Here is a 15637-nt window from a genome sequence, read left to right on the forward strand (position 1 = left end):
GAATGGCACCTAGGGGCGCCGGTCAGTAGTCCTCTGGCAGCAGCAGCGTGGTGGCGCTGCGATCCGCCTCGGTGATGATCCAGACCGTGAGCGACTCACCGATCCGGTAGGACGAGAGCAGCCTGTCACCGTGAATCAGGGCCTGCTCGTTGCTCTGACGGTCCTCCTCGGGCACGTCACCCCAGTCGCCGGTGACGTGTCGTCGGAGCAGCGCCATGGGCGAGACCTCGCCCCGCTCCACCAACTCGTTGACGGCCCGGGTCATCACCACGCGCCCCAGATCGAAGCGGCGTGGATCTGGCCTCGCGGCACGCTCGGCGACCCGGTTGAGCGGTGCAGGCGTATCGCCTGGCTCTGCGTCTGCCTCTGGGCTACCCGCCCCCGGCTCGCCATCGTTGGCCGCCGTGGTCGAGGTGATGGTCAGCAGCTGCCCACAGTGAGGAGAGTCCGGCGTCATCTCCCAGGCGCGGATCACCGGCACGAAGCGGTCGGTGAGCACACGGGTCTCGGTGATGGAGCCGTCCTCCCGCTCGGTGAACTCGGTCTTGGCGACCTTATTCTTGTGGGTGTTGCCCTTGACCACCAGGCAGCGGCCGTTGGGCGCGGTCACCACGCCGGAGATCGCCCCGGCCGCCAGCGACAGGGCCAGATGCCAGGAGGAGAGTCGGCGTACCGGAGGACGCGGCGCCAGGCCGGTCTTCCCGAACACGCTGCCCGCCTCGGGCCAGAGCCCCTGCAGTCGCACGACTTCATCGGCCAGCTGCTCGGCATCGAGCGAAACGCGATAGAAGTGGCATAGCTCGCCCTGAGCCGCCGGCACCACGTAGGGCTCGAAGGGCCACACCTCCGGAATCACCTCGGGCGTGACCTCCTTGCTCCCCACACGCAGTAGCTGGGCGCGCATGGCCTTGGCCTCTTGACGGCGCTCCGCCTCACGGCGTCGCACCCGGCGGCCCAGGATCACGACCTGCTGGAAGTCATCCACGGCGGCGCGGAAGACCCGCAGCTCGGTGAAGTGATTGACCAGCCAGCCGGTCAGCTCCTTGTCCAGGGTGTAGTCGGGGACGATCAGCACCATCACGCCCCCGACCTGCAGGGTGCCAATGGTGCGCTGGTAGAACAGCTTCTCCAGCCGCCGACGCCCCTTGCCCTGGTAGAGCTCATAGCCGGCGTGGTCGGCCAGCAGGTCGCCATAGGGCGGGTTGAGCCACAGGCAGCCCATGCTGCGCGGCGAGATCACCGTGTCCATCAGGTCGCCCTGCAAGCTCCTGTCCACCAGGCTATGCATCGAGGCGGCCCGCTTGGCGTGATACTCCACGCCGCAGGCCTGAACGTGCTCGCGCCCCAGGTGGTGGGCAAGCTCGGCGATGGCAGCACCCTCCCCCGCACAGGGATCGAGCACTCGCATCCGTCCGGCGCTTGCCGGGGTCAGCGCCTGAAGCACCCGCTCGAGCGACGCCTCATCCGTGGGGAAATAGCCATTCCTGGCAAAGTTGCGCGCAATGCGCTGAAACATCAGTGCCATGCGACATCTCCTGTCGGTTGGGTATGGTAGGCGCGGCCAGAATGGCCGCACCAGGGTGGAGCGAGCGCTCAGGGCTCGGGGGTGAGCACGCCGGCGCGGATCATGCCACTGAGGCGCGGGGCCAGGTCGCTCTCATCGAGAGAGATCTCCCAGGCCTGAATCGGCCCCTGCGAAAACGAGGCCGGCAGTACCGCCTGCTGGGCATGCAACAGCGTCATCACCGGCGCCTGCCAGTGATCCAGTAGGGGCAGCGGGCTGAGCTCCCGCACAAGAGGCCACAGCTGGTCATCAACCGGGCAGGCGCCCTCCTCGTCGTCGAGCAGGGCGATGCTGTGCAGGTTGGCGCAATCCGGCGTAATGCACCGCTGGTCGAAGAGCCACACGTGCACCAGGGTGCCGAAGCGCGTCTGGCGCAGCCGGGCGGAGCGCCGGGAGTAGCGGTCCATGTCGCCAAAGACCATGGGGTGGCGAGTGTCGCCCTGGCAGAGATGCAGGGTATCCAGGCCATTGTCTGCCGCTGGCAGCGTCAGCCTGGCCAGCAGCTCCTGCAGCGCCGTATCCCGCCCCCACAGAGAGAGAAACAGGCACTCACGCTGCCGGCCAATGCAGAACGCATCGGCGTATAGGTCCAGGCACTCATCGAGGGTATAGAGCTCGGGCATGGTGGCCTCCATCGGTTAGCGAAGAGCGATGGGGACATCCCGAGCCCAGGGCATCGAGATGCCCCGGTGGGAAGTGGCTGCCTCAGGCAGCGGCTTGCCAGGTCTGGGTCGGCGCCTGGAATCGGTAGCCCAATTCCTTCAGTCGACTCACCTGACGGCGGAACAGCGCCCGATCCACGGTGGAATCGAGCTTGACGCTCTGCCCCAGAGGCCAGAGCAGGCCGAAGAGCTCGGCGTCGGGATTGGCCTCCTGGCCACCGGCGTGGGTATCCGGGGCTTGAGGCCTTGGCGCCTCGCCGGCTTCACCCTGAGACGATGGCACATTCGGAGCCGTCGGCTCTGGCGGCGCAGGTGCAGGCTCCTCCTCCAGCGGATCCATCTCTGCGGAGTCGAAGCGCGGGCCATGCTGAGTCACCAGAATGCCGTCCTCGGTCAGCAGCATCTCGCCAACCTTGGCACGCACCTCCACGACCAGCCGGCCTCCGGTGAAGTAGCTCGCCGGACGAATCTCGAGCAGCAGAAACTCGCCCTCAAATACCCCTTCGCTGAACTGGTCCAGCTGAGGGTCCTTGATGACGAACTCGCCGATCGAGGCCTCCAGCCGGCCTACGTTGAAGGGGCCGTTTCGCCCATGAATGGTGCGGACGGTGAGCCGCCCGGGGATCTTGATCATCACCAGACTCCTGTTCGACAGGATGCAAAAAGAGCGGACGGGGCCGGCCGTGCCGGCACCCGTCCAAGAGGTCACGGGCAAGAGCCCGAGGTGTCAGAGATAGCCCCGCTCCGCGAAGGAGACCGAGTCCGAGCCGCCCACCACGATGTGGTCGAGCACGCGAACTTCGATCAGACCCAGTGCCTCCTGGAGGCGTTGGGTGATGCGTCGGTCCGCATCGCTCGGGTCGGGTTCTCCGCTCGGGTGGTTGTGGGTGAAGATCACTGCGCCGGCGTTATGGTGCAGCGCCGCCTTGACCACCTCCCGCGGATAGACGGAGGCCGAATCCAGGGTGCCGTGGAACAGCTCGCTGAACTCAATCACGCGGTGCTGGCTGTCCAGGAAGATGGCACCAAACACCTCGTGGTCGTAGCCGGCCAGCTTGAGCCACAGGAACTCACGCACCCGGGTCGGTGAATTGAGCTTCACGCCCTTGGAAACGGAGCGCTCCACCACCTGCCGCGCCACATCAATGACATGATCATCGGGGGCCGCCAGGTAATTGCCGTCGCTGTCGCGTACGAACAGCTGAGGCACATTCGGAGAGGAGTAGCGAGAATCTGCCGGGCAGGCAGCTGCAGAGGAAAGTGTCATGACCAGTACCTCCTGGACATGACCGAGACCGCGCCCCTCCGGGAACGTGGTCCCGGTCGGGGTGGGTAGTGAGGAAGGGTTACGCCGCGGCGAGCAGCGCGTGGTTCAGCTCGTCGTGCCGAGCCACCAGCAGGTAGTCACCGTGCTGACGGTCGTCTTGCACGACGATGGCCTCGAGCTCAAGAGCCAGAGGCTGGTGGGGGTTCCCGCTGGGCGGGATGCGATGGTGGGTCAGCCGCACCGCCTGAGTCCCCTCTGGGTACCCGGACAGCTGGCTGGCCACGCGCTGCAGCAGCAGCTGGAATCGTTCGATGGGGCTGGCCCCATAGTCCGAGACCAGGTGCTCCGCGACATACATGCAGTCATCCATGACCCGCTCGCTGATGCGGACCTTGTCCACAAAACCGTAGTCACGAGCCAGAGACGACATATCGAAGGATTTCATGGTGGATCTCCTGTGGTAATGCACACAGGGGACACACCTACCCCACCGGGGATGTGAATCCCCTGGTGGGTGATGGCACGTCAGTGCCGAGGAAGACGTACTGCATCCAGCCCGGGCGGGCGGCCTCGTCTCGGGATGCGCGAGGCCTTGGGTGGTGGCGTACCGCCAAGCGGCGCACCCTCAAAACGCCTGGGTGCCGGGGTGCCTCGGTTGGTGCCGGTCGAGGCCACCGGGCCGCCATCAGCGGGGCTTGCATGTCTGAGCTTACGACACAAGCATGAGGAGTCAAGCGAGCCCATCACACGCGAATGCGCAGACTACCCAGCTATTGGCACGACCATCGGAAGCCGTGCGTCAAGCGCCACACTCCGCATCACCTTCGAGAGAACCTGCTGTGGTCAATAGCGTGGGTTGTCGACCCGCCGGTAAATCTTCGAGCCCCATCACCCACAGGTAACCCCCGATATGGGGAACACCGTCCAGCTCGGTTTCGAAACTGGTCAACAGATAGAGCCGGGCATGATAGGGATCATACTCCAGGCTTGAGAGGCCGCATTCGTAACGTACGCCCTCATGGTGCCTCGGGTCGAAAGCGTAAAACTCTCGTATCTCGTCGATGAGCACGACATTGCCCTGGTCACTGATCTCTTAATGCGCTCCCACCAAACGGCACACATAGGCGAAGTCGTCATGGGTTCTGCCCTGTTCACGCACGCCGAACAGCAGCAGGCCATCGCCACGCTCACCGAGTATCGCCGCCAGCCCCTCGATCTTGTAGTACGGGAACCCGATCGCATGATCGAGCTTGCAGCGCAGCTCCAGTGACCCCGCCACACCATCACGCGGATCCGGATCCACCACCTGCACCTTGTCGGGTTCACCCAGCGGCCATGACCAGCAGGAAGCCGGTGTCGGCGGTGGTCTCGGTGAGCACGTCGGGGGTGTTGCACAGCAGGATGCCGCGACGGGTAAGCGCCTCGACCGGGTAGTTGTCGTAGCATACCGAGATGGTGGCGATGGCTTCGAGCTGGGGCGCGGCGTCGAGCACCTCGGGCGAGATGGCCAGGCCGGCGCCGATGAGGCCGTGGGCGCTGGGTAGCGCGGCCCGGAAGGCCGGGTCGTCGGCGGAGGCCAGGCCCGGAAAGGCCTGGACCTCGAAGTCCTCGCCAAGCTGGGCCAGTTGCTCATCGTTCAGGCGGCCATAGGCCAGGATGCACTTCTACATGGTTCAGGTTCCTTTGAGGCGATGGGTCGAGTGGCTATTTGCGGAGGGGGCCGCTTCCCGGCGAGGGCGAGCTTCGAACAGGGGTCAGTCTGCCCCCTTTATGAGTATCTGGCCGGCAGCGACTGCTTCATGGCGGGTAAGCCAGCCTGTAGAAGCGACCTTGCACGAGGCAACGTCGGGAGCTTCCTAAAACTTTGGTCGCAATTTGATCATTAGGGCTTGCCCGCCTACCGGTCGGTGATTAGTTTGTCGGTTGTATGATGTATGACAACACACCCGTTGTCGATCACCCGCGAGGCGGTCGGGGAGCCCCTGACCCGGAAAGCATGAGGACGGTTGCGTGAAGTTTTCCAGAGAAGCAGTGGTGCAAGCCATCGGCGATGGTCTGCTGTCGTTTCCCATCACGGATTTCGACCAGGAGGGCCGTTTCGACGCCGAGAGTTATCGCCGTCGGCTGGAGTGGTTCATCAGCCACGACATCTCCGCGGTCTTCGTGGCCGGTGGTACCGGCGAGTTCTTCAACCTGTCGTTCGACGAGTTCCGCGAGATCGTGCGCGTGGCCGTGGATACGGTGGACGGCAAGCTGCCGGTGATCGCCAGTGCCGGGCTGAGCGTCGAGAGCGGCAAGGCCTTCGCCCAGGCGGCTGAGGAGTCCGGTGCTGACGGCATCCTGCTGATGCCACCCTATCTGACCGAATGCCCCCAGGACGGACTGGTCGAATATGCCCGCCAGATCTGTGTGTCCACGTCGCTCAATGTCATCTATTACAACCGCGGCAACGGGATCCTCGATGCCGGGTCCGTCAAGGCACTGGCCGAGGCCTGCCCCAACCTGGTCGGTCTCAAGGACGGCAAGGGCGACATCCAGGCCCTGAACAAGATCGTCAAGACCGTGGGCGACCGGCTTGTCTATATCGGCGGCGTGCCGACCGCCGAGATCTTCGCCGAGGCCTATCTGTCCATCGGCGTCAACACCTACTCATCGGCCGTGTTCAACTTCGTGCCCGACATGGCCGTGACCTTCTACAAGGAACTCCGCAAGGGCAACAGCGAAGTCGTCAAGCAGATCACCAACGACTTCTTCATTCCCTTCGTGGACCTCAGGGATCGGAAGAAGGGCTATGCCGTCAGCCTGATCAAGGCCGGCGCCGAGATCATCGGTCGTCCGGCGGGCAGCGTACGCGCGCCCCTGACCATGCCCTCATCCGAGGAGCGCCAGCAGCTCGAGACGCTGGTGGGCATTGCCAAGCAACTATAAATCGACAATAGCGAAGAGGTGAAAGCATGACCGTATCCAAGAAGACCCTGGCAGGACTGGGCACCGCTGTCGTCATGGCATCCATGACCTTCGGCACCGGCATCGCCATGGCCCAGGAAGGCCAGTTGCGCGGCAATATCCGCGTCGTGATCGGCTCCACGTCTACCGGGGGCGATACCTACCAGAACTCCAGCATCGTGGTGGACAAGCTGGCCAATAAGCTTGACCTCAACATGAAGGTCGATGCCGTCGGTGCGAGTTCCGCTTTCCGCACGCTGGATCGCGATCCGCGCGGTAACACCCTGATGATCTTCCACGATCAGTCCTACCTGGGCTACCTCTATGGCGTTCAGGGTTACGAGAACATTTTCGAGAAATACACCATCGGGCCGACCGTAGCGATTAACCCGGGCAATGCCTACTTGGTACCCAAGGACTCGCCGTACGAGAACCTTGACGAGATCATCGCAGCAGTCGGTGAGGGTGATGAGGTGCGCGTGGCGATCCAGCCGGGCGGTGTGTCCGAGATCGGCTTCAGTGCCTTGAAGAACGCCATCGCCATCGAGCATCCGGGGCAGGAAGACAACCTGGTCGCTGTGAACACTGGGTCCCAGGCGGACAAGAACCAGCAGCTCTACGATGACCAGGTCGACATGATCCATGGGTCCGTGCAGGCCAACGAGCAGTTCACTCGCCTGCCTGAAGACGATCAGAAGGCTATGCGCTTTGTATGGCTGACGGCTCGCCAGGGCACCATCGAGCAGGCGCCGGAAGAAGGCATGGGACAGACCAGCCGCGAGCAGCTGCTGGAGTATGTCGAGCCCAACGTGACCGTCACCATGGGCGAGGATGAAAACTTCACCTTCGACAAGGAATTCTTCTTCCTCTACAACAAGGAGATGGATTCCGGCATCGTCGAACAGATTGATGAGGCTCTGGAAGAGATCTATGCCGAGGGCGAGATTCAGGAAACTCAGAAGAAGTCTTTCTTCATTCCGAATTTCAAACCGTCCGATGAAGCCTCTGAGTATCTGAAGAACAAGATGTCGCGTTACGAAGCGATTATCGAAAACATCCAGTAACCGCTTCGAGCATCGGCGGTGACAAGCCGCCGATGCTCCTGCTATCTGGCATTTATCGACATAGAAAATGGACGGGCAGGGTTACCTTCCCGTCGTCGGAGCCGCTATGGAATCAGGCCTGTCCAGTCTGCTCAGTGTCTCGATTGATTTCGAGACCTCTCACCTGGTTTTCCCGACAATCATTCACTGGGTCCTGGCGGTGCTGTTCGCCATTATCCTGGTAACCCAGGTGATTCCCTTTTTGGCTGCGGTGAAGCGAGGAGAGCGTGCCCTGCCCATCGTGGGTGAATCCATGGATGGCTTTCGTTTCTTCGGAACCCTCGCCCTCATCGTCGCGTATTTTTACCTCATGGCGGTAGTGGGGAATATGTTCCCCTATACGGGATATGGTTTCTTGTTCGTCTCGATGCCCTTCGTCTTCTTGATGGCTCTCATGTACCTGCATGAGTGGACGAAGAAAGCTGTGGTCATCGTGCTGATCAATGCCGTTGTCGCCCCCAGTCTGGTCTGGTTTGTCCTGGCCAAGCTGTTCAGAATCACCCTGCCGTGATCTAGGTGGATGCCACTATGGAATTCTTGTCACTTCTCGATTTCACGTTTTTTCTGCTAGCCGCCTTTGGCGCGTTGGTGGGCATCATCTTCGGTGCGATCCCCGGCATGACGGCCACGATGGCCGTGGCCGTGTGCTTGCCGCTGACCTATGCTCTGGGCCTGCATAATGGCCTTGCGCTGTTGCTGGGGCTGTATGTCGGTGGGATCTCCGGAGGGATGGTCCCGGCCGTTCTGCTCAATATACCGGGAACGCCATCCTCGATCACGACGACCTTCGATGGCTATCCCATGGCCCAGAAGGGCGAAGGTGAGAAGGCCCTGAGAGTTTGTGTCGTTGCCTCCGTTATTGGTGGATTGATCAGTGCTGCCGTGCTTTTTCTGTTCGCTCCCATGCTGGCGGACTTCTCTATCAAGTTTTCCTATGTGGAGAAGTTCCTGATCATCCTGCTAGCGCTGTCTGTCATCGCATCTCTCTCCAGCAACATGCTGGTGGGTATCTTTAGTGGCGTGATCGGCATCTGGCTGAGTCTGGTGGGTGTCTACAGCATCTCCGATGGCGGGAACGGAAAGACCCGGTTGATGTTCGATTTCATGGAGCCCTACCTGTATGAAGGCTTTTCTCTGCTGCCCGTGCTGATAGGTATATTTGGTATCTCAACCATTCTCCTCGAGGCCGAAAAAGGCGTGAAAAGCGACCTCACCAGCGATCGGCTGAAACTTGGCAAGGGTGGAACGTTTGCGTTCTCCATCTTCAAAGGACGTTTTACCAACCTGGTGCGCTCGTCCTTTATCGGTACCTTCGTGGGCATGCTGCCCGGCGTGGGTGGGAGTGCTGCCTCGGTGCTCGCCTATACTCAGGAGAAGAACCTGTCGCGGGATTCCTCGGAGATGGGTAAGGGAGCGCCCCAGGGGCTCATGGCCTCGGAGTCGGCCAACAACGCCTTGACCGGCGGTGCGCTGATTCCGCTGCTTTCTCTGGGTATCCCCGGTGATTCCACCACTGCTGTGCTGATCGGCGCTTTCACGCTCCAGGGCATTCAGGTAGGACCATTGTTCATTCCCGAAAATGCCAATACCTGGTACATCATGATGACGGCGCTGGTTTTTGCCAATTTCGTGATATTCTTCCTGATGTTCTTCGCCATCAAGCACATCGCCAAGGTAGTGATGGTGCCCAAGCATATCCTCTATCCGCTGATCACTATGATGTGTGTGGTGGGCGCCTATGCGATCAATTACGGCATCATGTTCGATGTCTGGACCCTGCTGATCTTCGGTATCCTCGGCTACCTGATCCAGAAGATCGGCCTGGAAGTGGCACCGCTGATCATCGGGTTCATCCTGGGCGGTCAAGCGGAAGTCTACTTCGTCAAGAGCCTCGAGTCGTTCGGCACCCTCTCGATCTTCTTCACCAAGAGCCCCATTGCCGTGGTGCTGTGGCTACTGATCCTGGCGTCCGTGGTGTTCTCCATCGTGATGAGCTTGAAGAATCGCACAAGAGACCGTCGAAGCCAGGTGGTATAAATGCTTCCTTCTAATATTGGTGCGGCAAGGTCGCTTAGTCGAACCTAGTCATCTGACCGAAACTTTCCAGAGGAAAAGAGTCATGCTCCCGAAGATAAAGACCATGCGCGTGGTTCCCGTGGCCGGATACGATGGTTTTCTGCTGAACCTCAGCGGTGGACATGCGCCCTGGTTCATCCGCTCCGTGGTGATCCTCGAGGATGATGCCGGCAACCAGGGGGTCGGCGAGATTCCGGCCAGCGCCGGCATCCTCAAGGGGCTGGAGCAGTGCCGTGAGCTGGTGGAAGGCTCGCGGGTCAACGATATCAAGCAGACCCTCAACCAGGTACGCCTGCGGCTGGCTCAGAACGGCCGCGAGGAGCGAGGTCGCCAGACCTTCGACTTGCGGGTGGCGGTGCATGTGACCACCGGTATCGAATCCGCCCTGTTCGACCTCTATGGTCAGGCACTGGGCATGCCGGTGGCCGACCTGCTGGGTCAGTTCGGTCGTCAGCGAGACGAGGTCGAGGCCTTGGGCTATCTGTTCCTGCTTGGTGATCCGGCCAAGACCGACCTGCCCTATCCTCAGGCGAGCGACCCACAGGATGCTTGGGACGAGGTACGCCGCCGTGAGGCCCTGACCCCCGATGCCGTGGCCAACCTGGCCAAGGCGGCCTATGAGCGCTACGGCTTCAGGGACTTCAAGCTCAAGGGTGGCGTGCTGCCCGGTGAGCAGGAGGCCGACTGCATCCGCGCGCTTCACGAGGCCTTCCCGGAGGCCCGCTTAACCCTCGACCCCAACGGTGCCTGGAAACTCGACGAGGCGGTGCGGGTGCTGGAACCGATCAAGCACCTGCTGAGCTATGCCGAGGATCCCTGCGGACAGGAGGAGAGCTACTCGGGCCGTGAGACCATGGCCGAGTTCAAGAAGCGCACCGGTCTGCCCACGGCGACCAACATGATCGCCACCGACTTCAAGCAGCTGCAGTACGCCGTACAGCTCAATGCCGTGGACATCCCCCTGGCCGACTGCCACTTCTGGACCATGCAGGGCGCCGTGGCGGTGGGCGAGCTGTGCCACGAGTGGGGCATGACCTGGGGCTCCCACAGCAACAACCACTTCGACATCTCGTTGGCCATGATGACCCATGTGGCCGCGGCCTGCCCTGGCGAGATCACCGCCATCGATACCCACTGGATCTGGCAGGACGGCCAGCGGATCACCAAGGAGCCGTTCCTGATCCGCGACGGCAAGCTAACCGTGCCGAAGACCCCAGGCCTGGGTGTCGAGCTGGACGAGGAGAAGCTAATGGAGGCGCATCGCCTCTACCAGGGCCTCGATGTGACGCAGCGCAACGACGCCATGGCGATGCAGTACCTGATTCCCGGCTGGGAATTCGACCCAAAGCGTCCGGCACTGGTGCGCTAGGGTTTGCCAGGCTGCTAGACTAAAAGTCATACTTTTGGTCAAAGGCATTTTTCCATGGCAGAGGATACGAAAATGTCGCCAGAAATCGCGCGATTGGACGTGCACAAGGTGGCCAAGCAGGGAAGTCTCTCCGCCCATGTCGCCGACCAACTCGAGGCGCTGATTCTTGAGGGAAAGGCCAAGGTAGGCGAGAAACTCCCCACGGAAAGTCAGCTGTGTGATTCCTTCGGCGTCAGCCGCACGGTCATCCGCGAGGCGATCACCCACCTCAAGTCGCTGGGGCTAGTGGCGACACGGCGTGGCGTGGGCACTACGGTGCTGCGTTCCCAGGCCGTGGAGGCTCGACCGGCAGAGCGCATCAACCCGACCACGGTGGAGGATATCCTGCATGTCCTCGAGCTCCGCCTGGCCCTGGAGCCTGCTGCGGCGGAGCTGGCCGCGCTGCGTCACGATGAGGTAGACGGTCGCCGGCTCGAGGAGAAGCACGCGGCCTTTCTCAAGGCGTGCGCCGAGAAATCCCAGGCACGGGTGGAGGACTACGAGTTCCACCATGCCATTACCCAGGCCACCCATAATCCGGCCTTCACGCAGCTCTACGAGCAGCTCAGTCCCAGCAGCATTCCTCGTGCCAAGTTGCTGAGCATCGACATCAATCCCGCCGCGGCGGCGCGTTACCTCGAGCGGGTCCAGGAAGAACACGCCTTTATTCTCGAGGCAATTCTGTCGCGCGATGCCGAGGCGGCAAGAGAGACCATGTTTCAGCACCTCAACCGGTCACGAAACATGTACGCCCAGTACCAGGAAAGCTGAACCACCGAACCAAGGGAGACAGCATGACCCCACAAGGCACTTCCCTGATCGGCCAGCGCGCCGTCACCGGCGACCAGGCCGTCATCCGCCCCATCGACCCGGCCTCCGGGGAGGCGCTGGCCCCCGAGTATCCGGGGCTGGACCGCCACGCGGTGGCCGAAGCTTGCCAGCTCGCGGAGGAGGCCCTCACCACCTACCGCGAGACCTCGCTGGAGGAGCGGGCGAGCTTTCTGGAAACCATCGCCACCGAGATCGAGGCGCTGGGCGATGCGCTGGTCGAGCGCGCCATGGCCGAGACCGGCCTTCCTCAGGCACGGATCGAGGGTGAACGCGGGCGCACCTGCGGCCAGCTGCGCCTGTTCGCCTCCGTGGTGCGTGCCGGCGAGTGGCTCGACGTGCGCATCGACCCGGCTCTCCCGGATCGCCAGCCGATGCCCCGCGTCGACCTGCGCCAGCGCCACGTGGCCCTGGGCCCGGTGGCGGTGTTCGGCGCCTCGAACTTCCCGCTCGCGTTCAGCGTGGCGGGGGGCGATACCGCCTCGGCGCTGGCCGCCGGCTGTCCGGTGGTGGTCAAGGCGCATTCTGCTCACCCCGGCACCTCCGAGCTGGTCGGCCGCGCCGTGCAGAAGGCCGTGGCCAGCTGTGGCCTTCCCGAAGGCGTGTTCTCGCTGCTGTTCGGCTCGGGCAAGGAGATCGGCCAGGCGCTGGTCGCCGATCCGCATATCCAGGCCGTGGGCTTCACCGGCTCGCGCAACGGGGGCCTGGCGCTGATGGCTACCGCCCAGGCCCGCCCCCAGCCGATCCCGGTCTACGCCGAGATGAGCTCCATCAACCCGGTGTTCCTGCTGCCCGAGGCGCTCCAGGCACGCGCCAAGGAGATCGCCGAGGGCTTCATCGGCTCGCTGAACATGGGCGCCGGACAGTTCTGCACCAACCCGGGCCTGGTGATCGCCATCAAGGGCGAGGCGCTGGACGCCTTCACCGCTGCCGCCGGTGAAGCGGTCAAGGGCAGCGCCGCCCAGACCATGCTCACCCCGGGCATCCACGCCGCCTACGACGATGGCGTGAGCCAGCTGGCCGGAGAGGCTCGCGAGATCGCTCGCGGCTCGGCCAGCGAGGGCCCTCACCAGTGCCAGACCGCGTTGTTCGCCACGAGCGGCGCCGACTTCCTGGCCAACGCGGCCCTGCAGGCCGAGGTGTTCGGTGCCGCCTCGCTGGTGATCGAGTGCGGGGACCTGGCGGAGATGCGCGCCGTGGCCGAGCACCTGGAGGGCCAGCTCACCGCCACGCTGCAGATGGACGATGGCGACCTGGACGCCGCCCGGACGCTGTTACCGGTACTCGAGCGCAAGGCCGGTCGTGTGCTGGCCAACGGCTGGCCCACCGGCGTCGAGGTGTGCCATGCCATGGTCCACGGTGGCCCGTTCCCGGCGACCTCGGACAGCCGCACGACCTCGGTGGGCAGTGCCGCGATCCACCGCTTCCTGCGCCCGGTGTGCTATCAGAACCTGCCCGAAGGATTGCTGCCCGAGGCCCTCAAGGAGGGCAACCCGCTGGGCGTCAGCCGGCTGGTGGACGGCAAGCGCGATTAACCCCCAGAGCTTGTAAGCGGTTGGACCCTTTGGCGGCCTGCGGGCCGCCTTTTTGATTTGTAGTGTCCCAGATGATCAAATGTGCTTTAGCATTTATCCTCTGCTGGTAGCCATAGCGATTTTTCAGCAATTCCTCCGGGTGCAGATTCATGGGTTCATCGTTAAAGCATGTGGATTTTTCCTGATCGAGCAGGCTCTTCACTGGGCTGCTTATAAGGTAGGTCACCGTAATGACGTTGATCTCTTACGGTTGCTGCGCGCGCGTTGTTATTGGGCCGCCTATAACAGGCCGTCCATACCTTCCAGACATGCTTTGGTCAGGCTAGAGATCCAGCTTCGTAAGGGCCTTGGCCATCGCCTTGAGTAGTGCCTTGGCGGTGACGGTCTCCTGCATGATCTCGAGGTAGTTCGTGATGAGTCACTGGGGGGGATGCGGCGGAGGCGACTTCTGGATCCAGCGATACTTTTCCTTGATCACTCAGGCATCGTTGGAGTCTCTCTGATCGGCTATCAGATCATGGAGGGAGGCGATCTACTTGGCCGACGGGATTCCGTTATCCGATCTCTTTAAGACCGTCCTTCGGAGGGTTCTGAAAGCGGTAGTTGTCAAGAAATTTATCGGTGTGCCTTGAATGCTGAGCACGAGTAATGTGCCGGCTATGCTTATCTGTGATGAGGGTAAGCCCCTCGGGTTCGCCAGTCAGGCGGTGATTGCAAACCACCTTGAACTGCTGACGTCATGAACGCTGGTGGTGAGCATCAGAGAAAAAGCGATGCCAGACCTTGTCAGGTATGAATGGACTGCATCATCGACTTGACCAGTGTCTACCCGAGGTAAGTCGTGAAACAGACTTTGGCCTGTAACGCTGCAGCAGTGATCCTGAGCCCAGCGATGCCGACAGACGTATCACGGAGTGACTGAAAGAAGCGCTGGGTCTGGTGGAGATCCGCGTTATCGATCACATCGTAGTGGGCAGTGAGGGACGCAAATCCTTCGCGGAGCTGGTATATCTCTGCATGTATGTCACGGCAACACTCCCGGTGCCGTCCTATGTGGGCAGAACCGGGAGTGTTGTATCTTTTTTTTGCTTACTGAACCGGGGCAGCTCCAGCAATAGTGCCCCGTTCTAAGACGTTTACCTCCGAACTACTTTAACCAAAGCATCAGCGAAAGTGTCGGTATTACCGCTTCCTCCCATGTCCGGTGTGACCTGCTCGCGGTCATTCTCCAGTACCTCGCGGATGCCCCCCCGGATCTTCGCGCCCTTTTCCATCATTCCCAGATGGTCGAGCATATCGGCCGCTGCCAGCAGCAGGGCACAGGGGTTGGCGACCTTCTTGCCGGCTATGTCCGGCGCCGAGCCGTGCACCGCCTCGAAGATGGCCACCTCACTGCCGATGTTGGACCCGGGGGCCAGGCCCAGACCACCGACCAGGCCGGCACACAGGTCGGAAAGGATGTCGCCGAACAGATTGGTGGTGACGATGACGTCGAACTGGTTCGGGTTCATCACCAGCTGCATGCAGGCGTTGTCGACGATCATCTCCTGGAACTCGATCTCCGGATAGTCCCTGGCCACCTCTCGGGCAACCTCCAGGAACAAGCCAGAGCTGGTCTTGATGATATTGGCCTTGTGCACCGCGGTGACCTTCTGGCGACCTTTCTGGCGAGCCAGCTCGAAGGCATAGCGCACGATGCGCTCGGAGCCACTGCGAGTCACGCGGATGCTCGACAGGGCGGTCTCGCCATCCTCGGAGAGGCTCTGCCCTTCGGCGAGGTAGGCGCCTTCGGTGTTCTCGCGCACCGTGATCAGGTCGATGTCATCGTAGCGTGAACGGGTGCCGGGAAAGCTGATCGCCGGCCTCACGTTGGCATAGAGGTCGAAGTGGCGGCGCAGCTGCACATTGATGGAGGAGAACCCCTTGCCGATCGGGGTGGTCAGCGGCCCCTTGAGGGCCACGCAGTGTGTCGCTATCGCCGCCAGCGTCTCGGGAGGTACCAGGGTGCCATGCTTGTCCAGGGCGGCAAGGCCGGCATCATGAAACTCGTAGGTCAGGTCGCAGTTGAGGGCGTCCAGTACGCGCAGGGTGGCCTCCATGATCTCGGGGCCGATACCATCGCCTTTCAATACCGCAATCGTTTGACTCACCTGGGGATCCTCGTGGTGGGTGTTGTGTTGCATGAAATGGAGACCGCCCCTCAGGCGGGCTCCAGGAAGGGTGTCAGGGGGCCGGCATGGGTCAGCGC

At 62.2% G+C, this 15637-nt stretch carries 17 protein-coding genes; 7 read left to right on the top strand and 10 right to left on the bottom strand.

Annotated elements, in window-relative coordinates; translation table 11 throughout:
* Nucleotides 1-22 precede the first annotated feature (22 nt).
* The 8 genes from ACOMD9_RS15020 to ACOMD9_RS15055 form a co-directional block, all read right to left on the bottom strand.
* Nucleotides 23-1525 (bottom strand): DUF6094 domain-containing protein, encoded by a 1503-nt coding sequence (locus ACOMD9_RS15020; protein ID WP_465249813.1) that lies wholly within the window; start codon nt 1523-1525, stop codon nt 23-25.
* A 68-nt stretch (nt 1526-1593) separates the two neighbouring features.
* The gene (locus tag ACOMD9_RS15025; RefSeq protein ID WP_421416399.1) at nt 1594-2187 is read right to left on the bottom strand and encodes a hypothetical protein; all 594 of its coding nucleotides are present in this window, start codon (nt 2185-2187) and stop codon (nt 1594-1596) included.
* Between the two features lie 82 nt (nt 2188-2269).
* A complete protein-coding gene (locus tag ACOMD9_RS15030) occupies nt 2270-2860 on the bottom strand; it encodes a DUF3275 family protein (RefSeq protein ID WP_421416401.1) in 591 nt (196 codons plus the stop codon).
* Nucleotides 2861-2953: 93 nt separating this feature from the next.
* Entirely contained in the window at nt 2954-3493 is a 540-nt protein-coding gene (gene radC, locus ACOMD9_RS15035; protein WP_421416404.1) for a RadC family protein, read from the bottom strand.
* Between the two features lie 79 nt (nt 3494-3572).
* Entirely contained in the window at nt 3573-3938 is a 366-nt protein-coding gene (locus ACOMD9_RS15040; protein WP_421416406.1) for a hypothetical protein, read from the bottom strand.
* Nucleotides 3939-4292: 354 nt separating this feature from the next.
* Nucleotides 4293-4562, bottom strand: a complete 270-nt coding sequence (locus tag ACOMD9_RS15045) for a hypothetical protein (RefSeq protein WP_421416409.1) — start codon at nt 4560-4562, stop codon at nt 4293-4295.
* A gap of 24 nt (nt 4563-4586) precedes the next feature.
* Nucleotides 4587-4796, bottom strand: coding sequence for a hypothetical protein (locus tag ACOMD9_RS15050; RefSeq protein ID WP_421416412.1), 210 nt, complete (start codon nt 4794-4796; stop codon nt 4587-4589).
* A 19-nt stretch (nt 4797-4815) separates the two neighbouring features.
* Entirely contained in the window at nt 4816-5151 is a 336-nt protein-coding gene (locus tag ACOMD9_RS15055) for a Rossmann-fold NAD(P)-binding domain-containing protein (RefSeq protein ID WP_421416457.1), read from the bottom strand.
* A 352-nt stretch (nt 5152-5503) separates the two neighbouring features.
* On the opposite strand from ACOMD9_RS15055, the gene kdgD reads away from it, so the two are divergent.
* The 7 genes from kdgD (at nt 5504) to ACOMD9_RS15090 (ending at nt 13389) form a co-directional block, all read left to right on the top strand.
* Complete coding sequence (gene kdgD / locus ACOMD9_RS15060; RefSeq protein ID WP_421416415.1) at nt 5504-6421, top strand: 5-dehydro-4-deoxyglucarate dehydratase; 918 nt, start codon at nt 5504-5506, stop codon at nt 6419-6421.
* 26 nt (nt 6422-6447) lie between these two features.
* Nucleotides 6448-7503: an ABC transporter substrate-binding protein gene (locus tag ACOMD9_RS15065; protein WP_421416417.1), complete on the top strand. Its 1056-nt coding sequence runs from the start codon at nt 6448-6450 to the stop codon at nt 7501-7503.
* Between the two features lie 106 nt (nt 7504-7609).
* Nucleotides 7610-8053: a tripartite tricarboxylate transporter TctB family protein gene (locus ACOMD9_RS15070; protein WP_421416420.1), complete on the top strand. Its 444-nt coding sequence runs from the start codon at nt 7610-7612 to the stop codon at nt 8051-8053.
* A gap of 17 nt (nt 8054-8070) precedes the next feature.
* Nucleotides 8071-9579 (top strand): tripartite tricarboxylate transporter permease, encoded by a 1509-nt coding sequence (locus ACOMD9_RS15075; RefSeq protein ID WP_421416423.1) that lies wholly within the window; start codon nt 8071-8073, stop codon nt 9577-9579.
* Nucleotides 9580-9661: 82 nt separating this feature from the next.
* Nucleotides 9662-10987, top strand: coding sequence for an enolase C-terminal domain-like protein (locus ACOMD9_RS15080; RefSeq protein ID WP_421416426.1), 1326 nt, complete (start codon nt 9662-9664; stop codon nt 10985-10987).
* 72 nt (nt 10988-11059) lie between these two features.
* Entirely contained in the window at nt 11060-11797 is a 738-nt protein-coding gene (locus tag ACOMD9_RS15085) for a FadR/GntR family transcriptional regulator (protein WP_421416429.1), read from the top strand.
* A gap of 23 nt (nt 11798-11820) precedes the next feature.
* A complete protein-coding gene (locus ACOMD9_RS15090; protein ID WP_421416432.1) occupies nt 11821-13389 on the top strand; it encodes an aldehyde dehydrogenase (NADP(+)) in 1569 nt (522 codons plus the stop codon).
* Here the strand turns inward: ACOMD9_RS15090 and ACOMD9_RS15095 are convergent.
* Nucleotides 13358-13540: a hypothetical protein gene (locus ACOMD9_RS15095; protein WP_421416434.1), complete on the bottom strand. Its 183-nt coding sequence runs from the start codon at nt 13538-13540 to the stop codon at nt 13358-13360. The genes ACOMD9_RS15090 and ACOMD9_RS15095 overlap by 32 nt on opposite strands.
* 985 nt (nt 13541-14525) lie before the next feature.
* Nucleotides 14526-15539 carry an isocitrate dehydrogenase gene (locus tag ACOMD9_RS15100; protein WP_421416436.1) on the bottom strand — a complete coding sequence of 338 codons (1014 nt, stop codon included), beginning with the start codon at nt 15537-15539 and terminating at the stop codon, nt 14526-14528.
* Nucleotides 15540-15637: the final 98 nt, after the last annotated feature.

It is taken from the genome of Halomonas terrestris (assembly GCF_049166755.1).
Classification (GTDB): domain Bacteria; phylum Pseudomonadota; class Gammaproteobacteria; order Pseudomonadales; family Halomonadaceae; genus Halomonas.

Excerpts from the sequence above, each read along its gene's own strand:
- ACOMD9_RS15020 (WP_465249813.1), bottom strand. The coding sequence starts at position 1,525 with ATGGCACTGATGTTTCAGCGCATTGCGCGCAACTTTGCCAGGAATGGC.
- ACOMD9_RS15070 (WP_421416420.1), top strand. The coding sequence starts at position 7,610 with ATGGAATCAGGCCTGTCCAGTCTGCTCAGTGTCTCGATTGATTTCGAG.
- ACOMD9_RS15025 (WP_421416399.1), bottom strand. The coding sequence starts at position 2,187 with ATGCCCGAGCTCTATACCCTCGATGAGTGCCTGGACCTATACGCCGAT.
- radC (WP_421416404.1), bottom strand. The coding sequence starts at position 3,493 with ATGACACTTTCCTCTGCAGCTGCCTGCCCGGCAGATTCTCGCTACTCC.
- ACOMD9_RS15095 (WP_421416434.1), bottom strand. The coding sequence starts at position 13,540 with ATGAATCTGCACCCGGAGGAATTGCTGAAAAATCGCTATGGCTACCAG.
- ACOMD9_RS15065 (WP_421416417.1), top strand. The coding sequence starts at position 6,448 with ATGACCGTATCCAAGAAGACCCTGGCAGGACTGGGCACCGCTGTCGTC.
- ACOMD9_RS15090 (WP_421416432.1), top strand. The coding sequence starts at position 11,821 with ATGACCCCACAAGGCACTTCCCTGATCGGCCAGCGCGCCGTCACCGGC.
- ACOMD9_RS15040 (WP_421416406.1), bottom strand. The coding sequence starts at position 3,938 with ATGAAATCCTTCGATATGTCGTCTCTGGCTCGTGACTACGGTTTTGTG.
- ACOMD9_RS15030 (WP_421416401.1), bottom strand. The coding sequence starts at position 2,860 with ATGATCAAGATCCCCGGGCGGCTCACCGTCCGCACCATTCATGGGCGA.
- ACOMD9_RS15085 (WP_421416429.1), top strand. The coding sequence starts at position 11,060 with ATGTCGCCAGAAATCGCGCGATTGGACGTGCACAAGGTGGCCAAGCAG.
- ACOMD9_RS15080 (WP_421416426.1), top strand. The coding sequence starts at position 9,662 with ATGCTCCCGAAGATAAAGACCATGCGCGTGGTTCCCGTGGCCGGATAC.
- ACOMD9_RS15075 (WP_421416423.1), top strand. The coding sequence starts at position 8,071 with ATGGAATTCTTGTCACTTCTCGATTTCACGTTTTTTCTGCTAGCCGCC.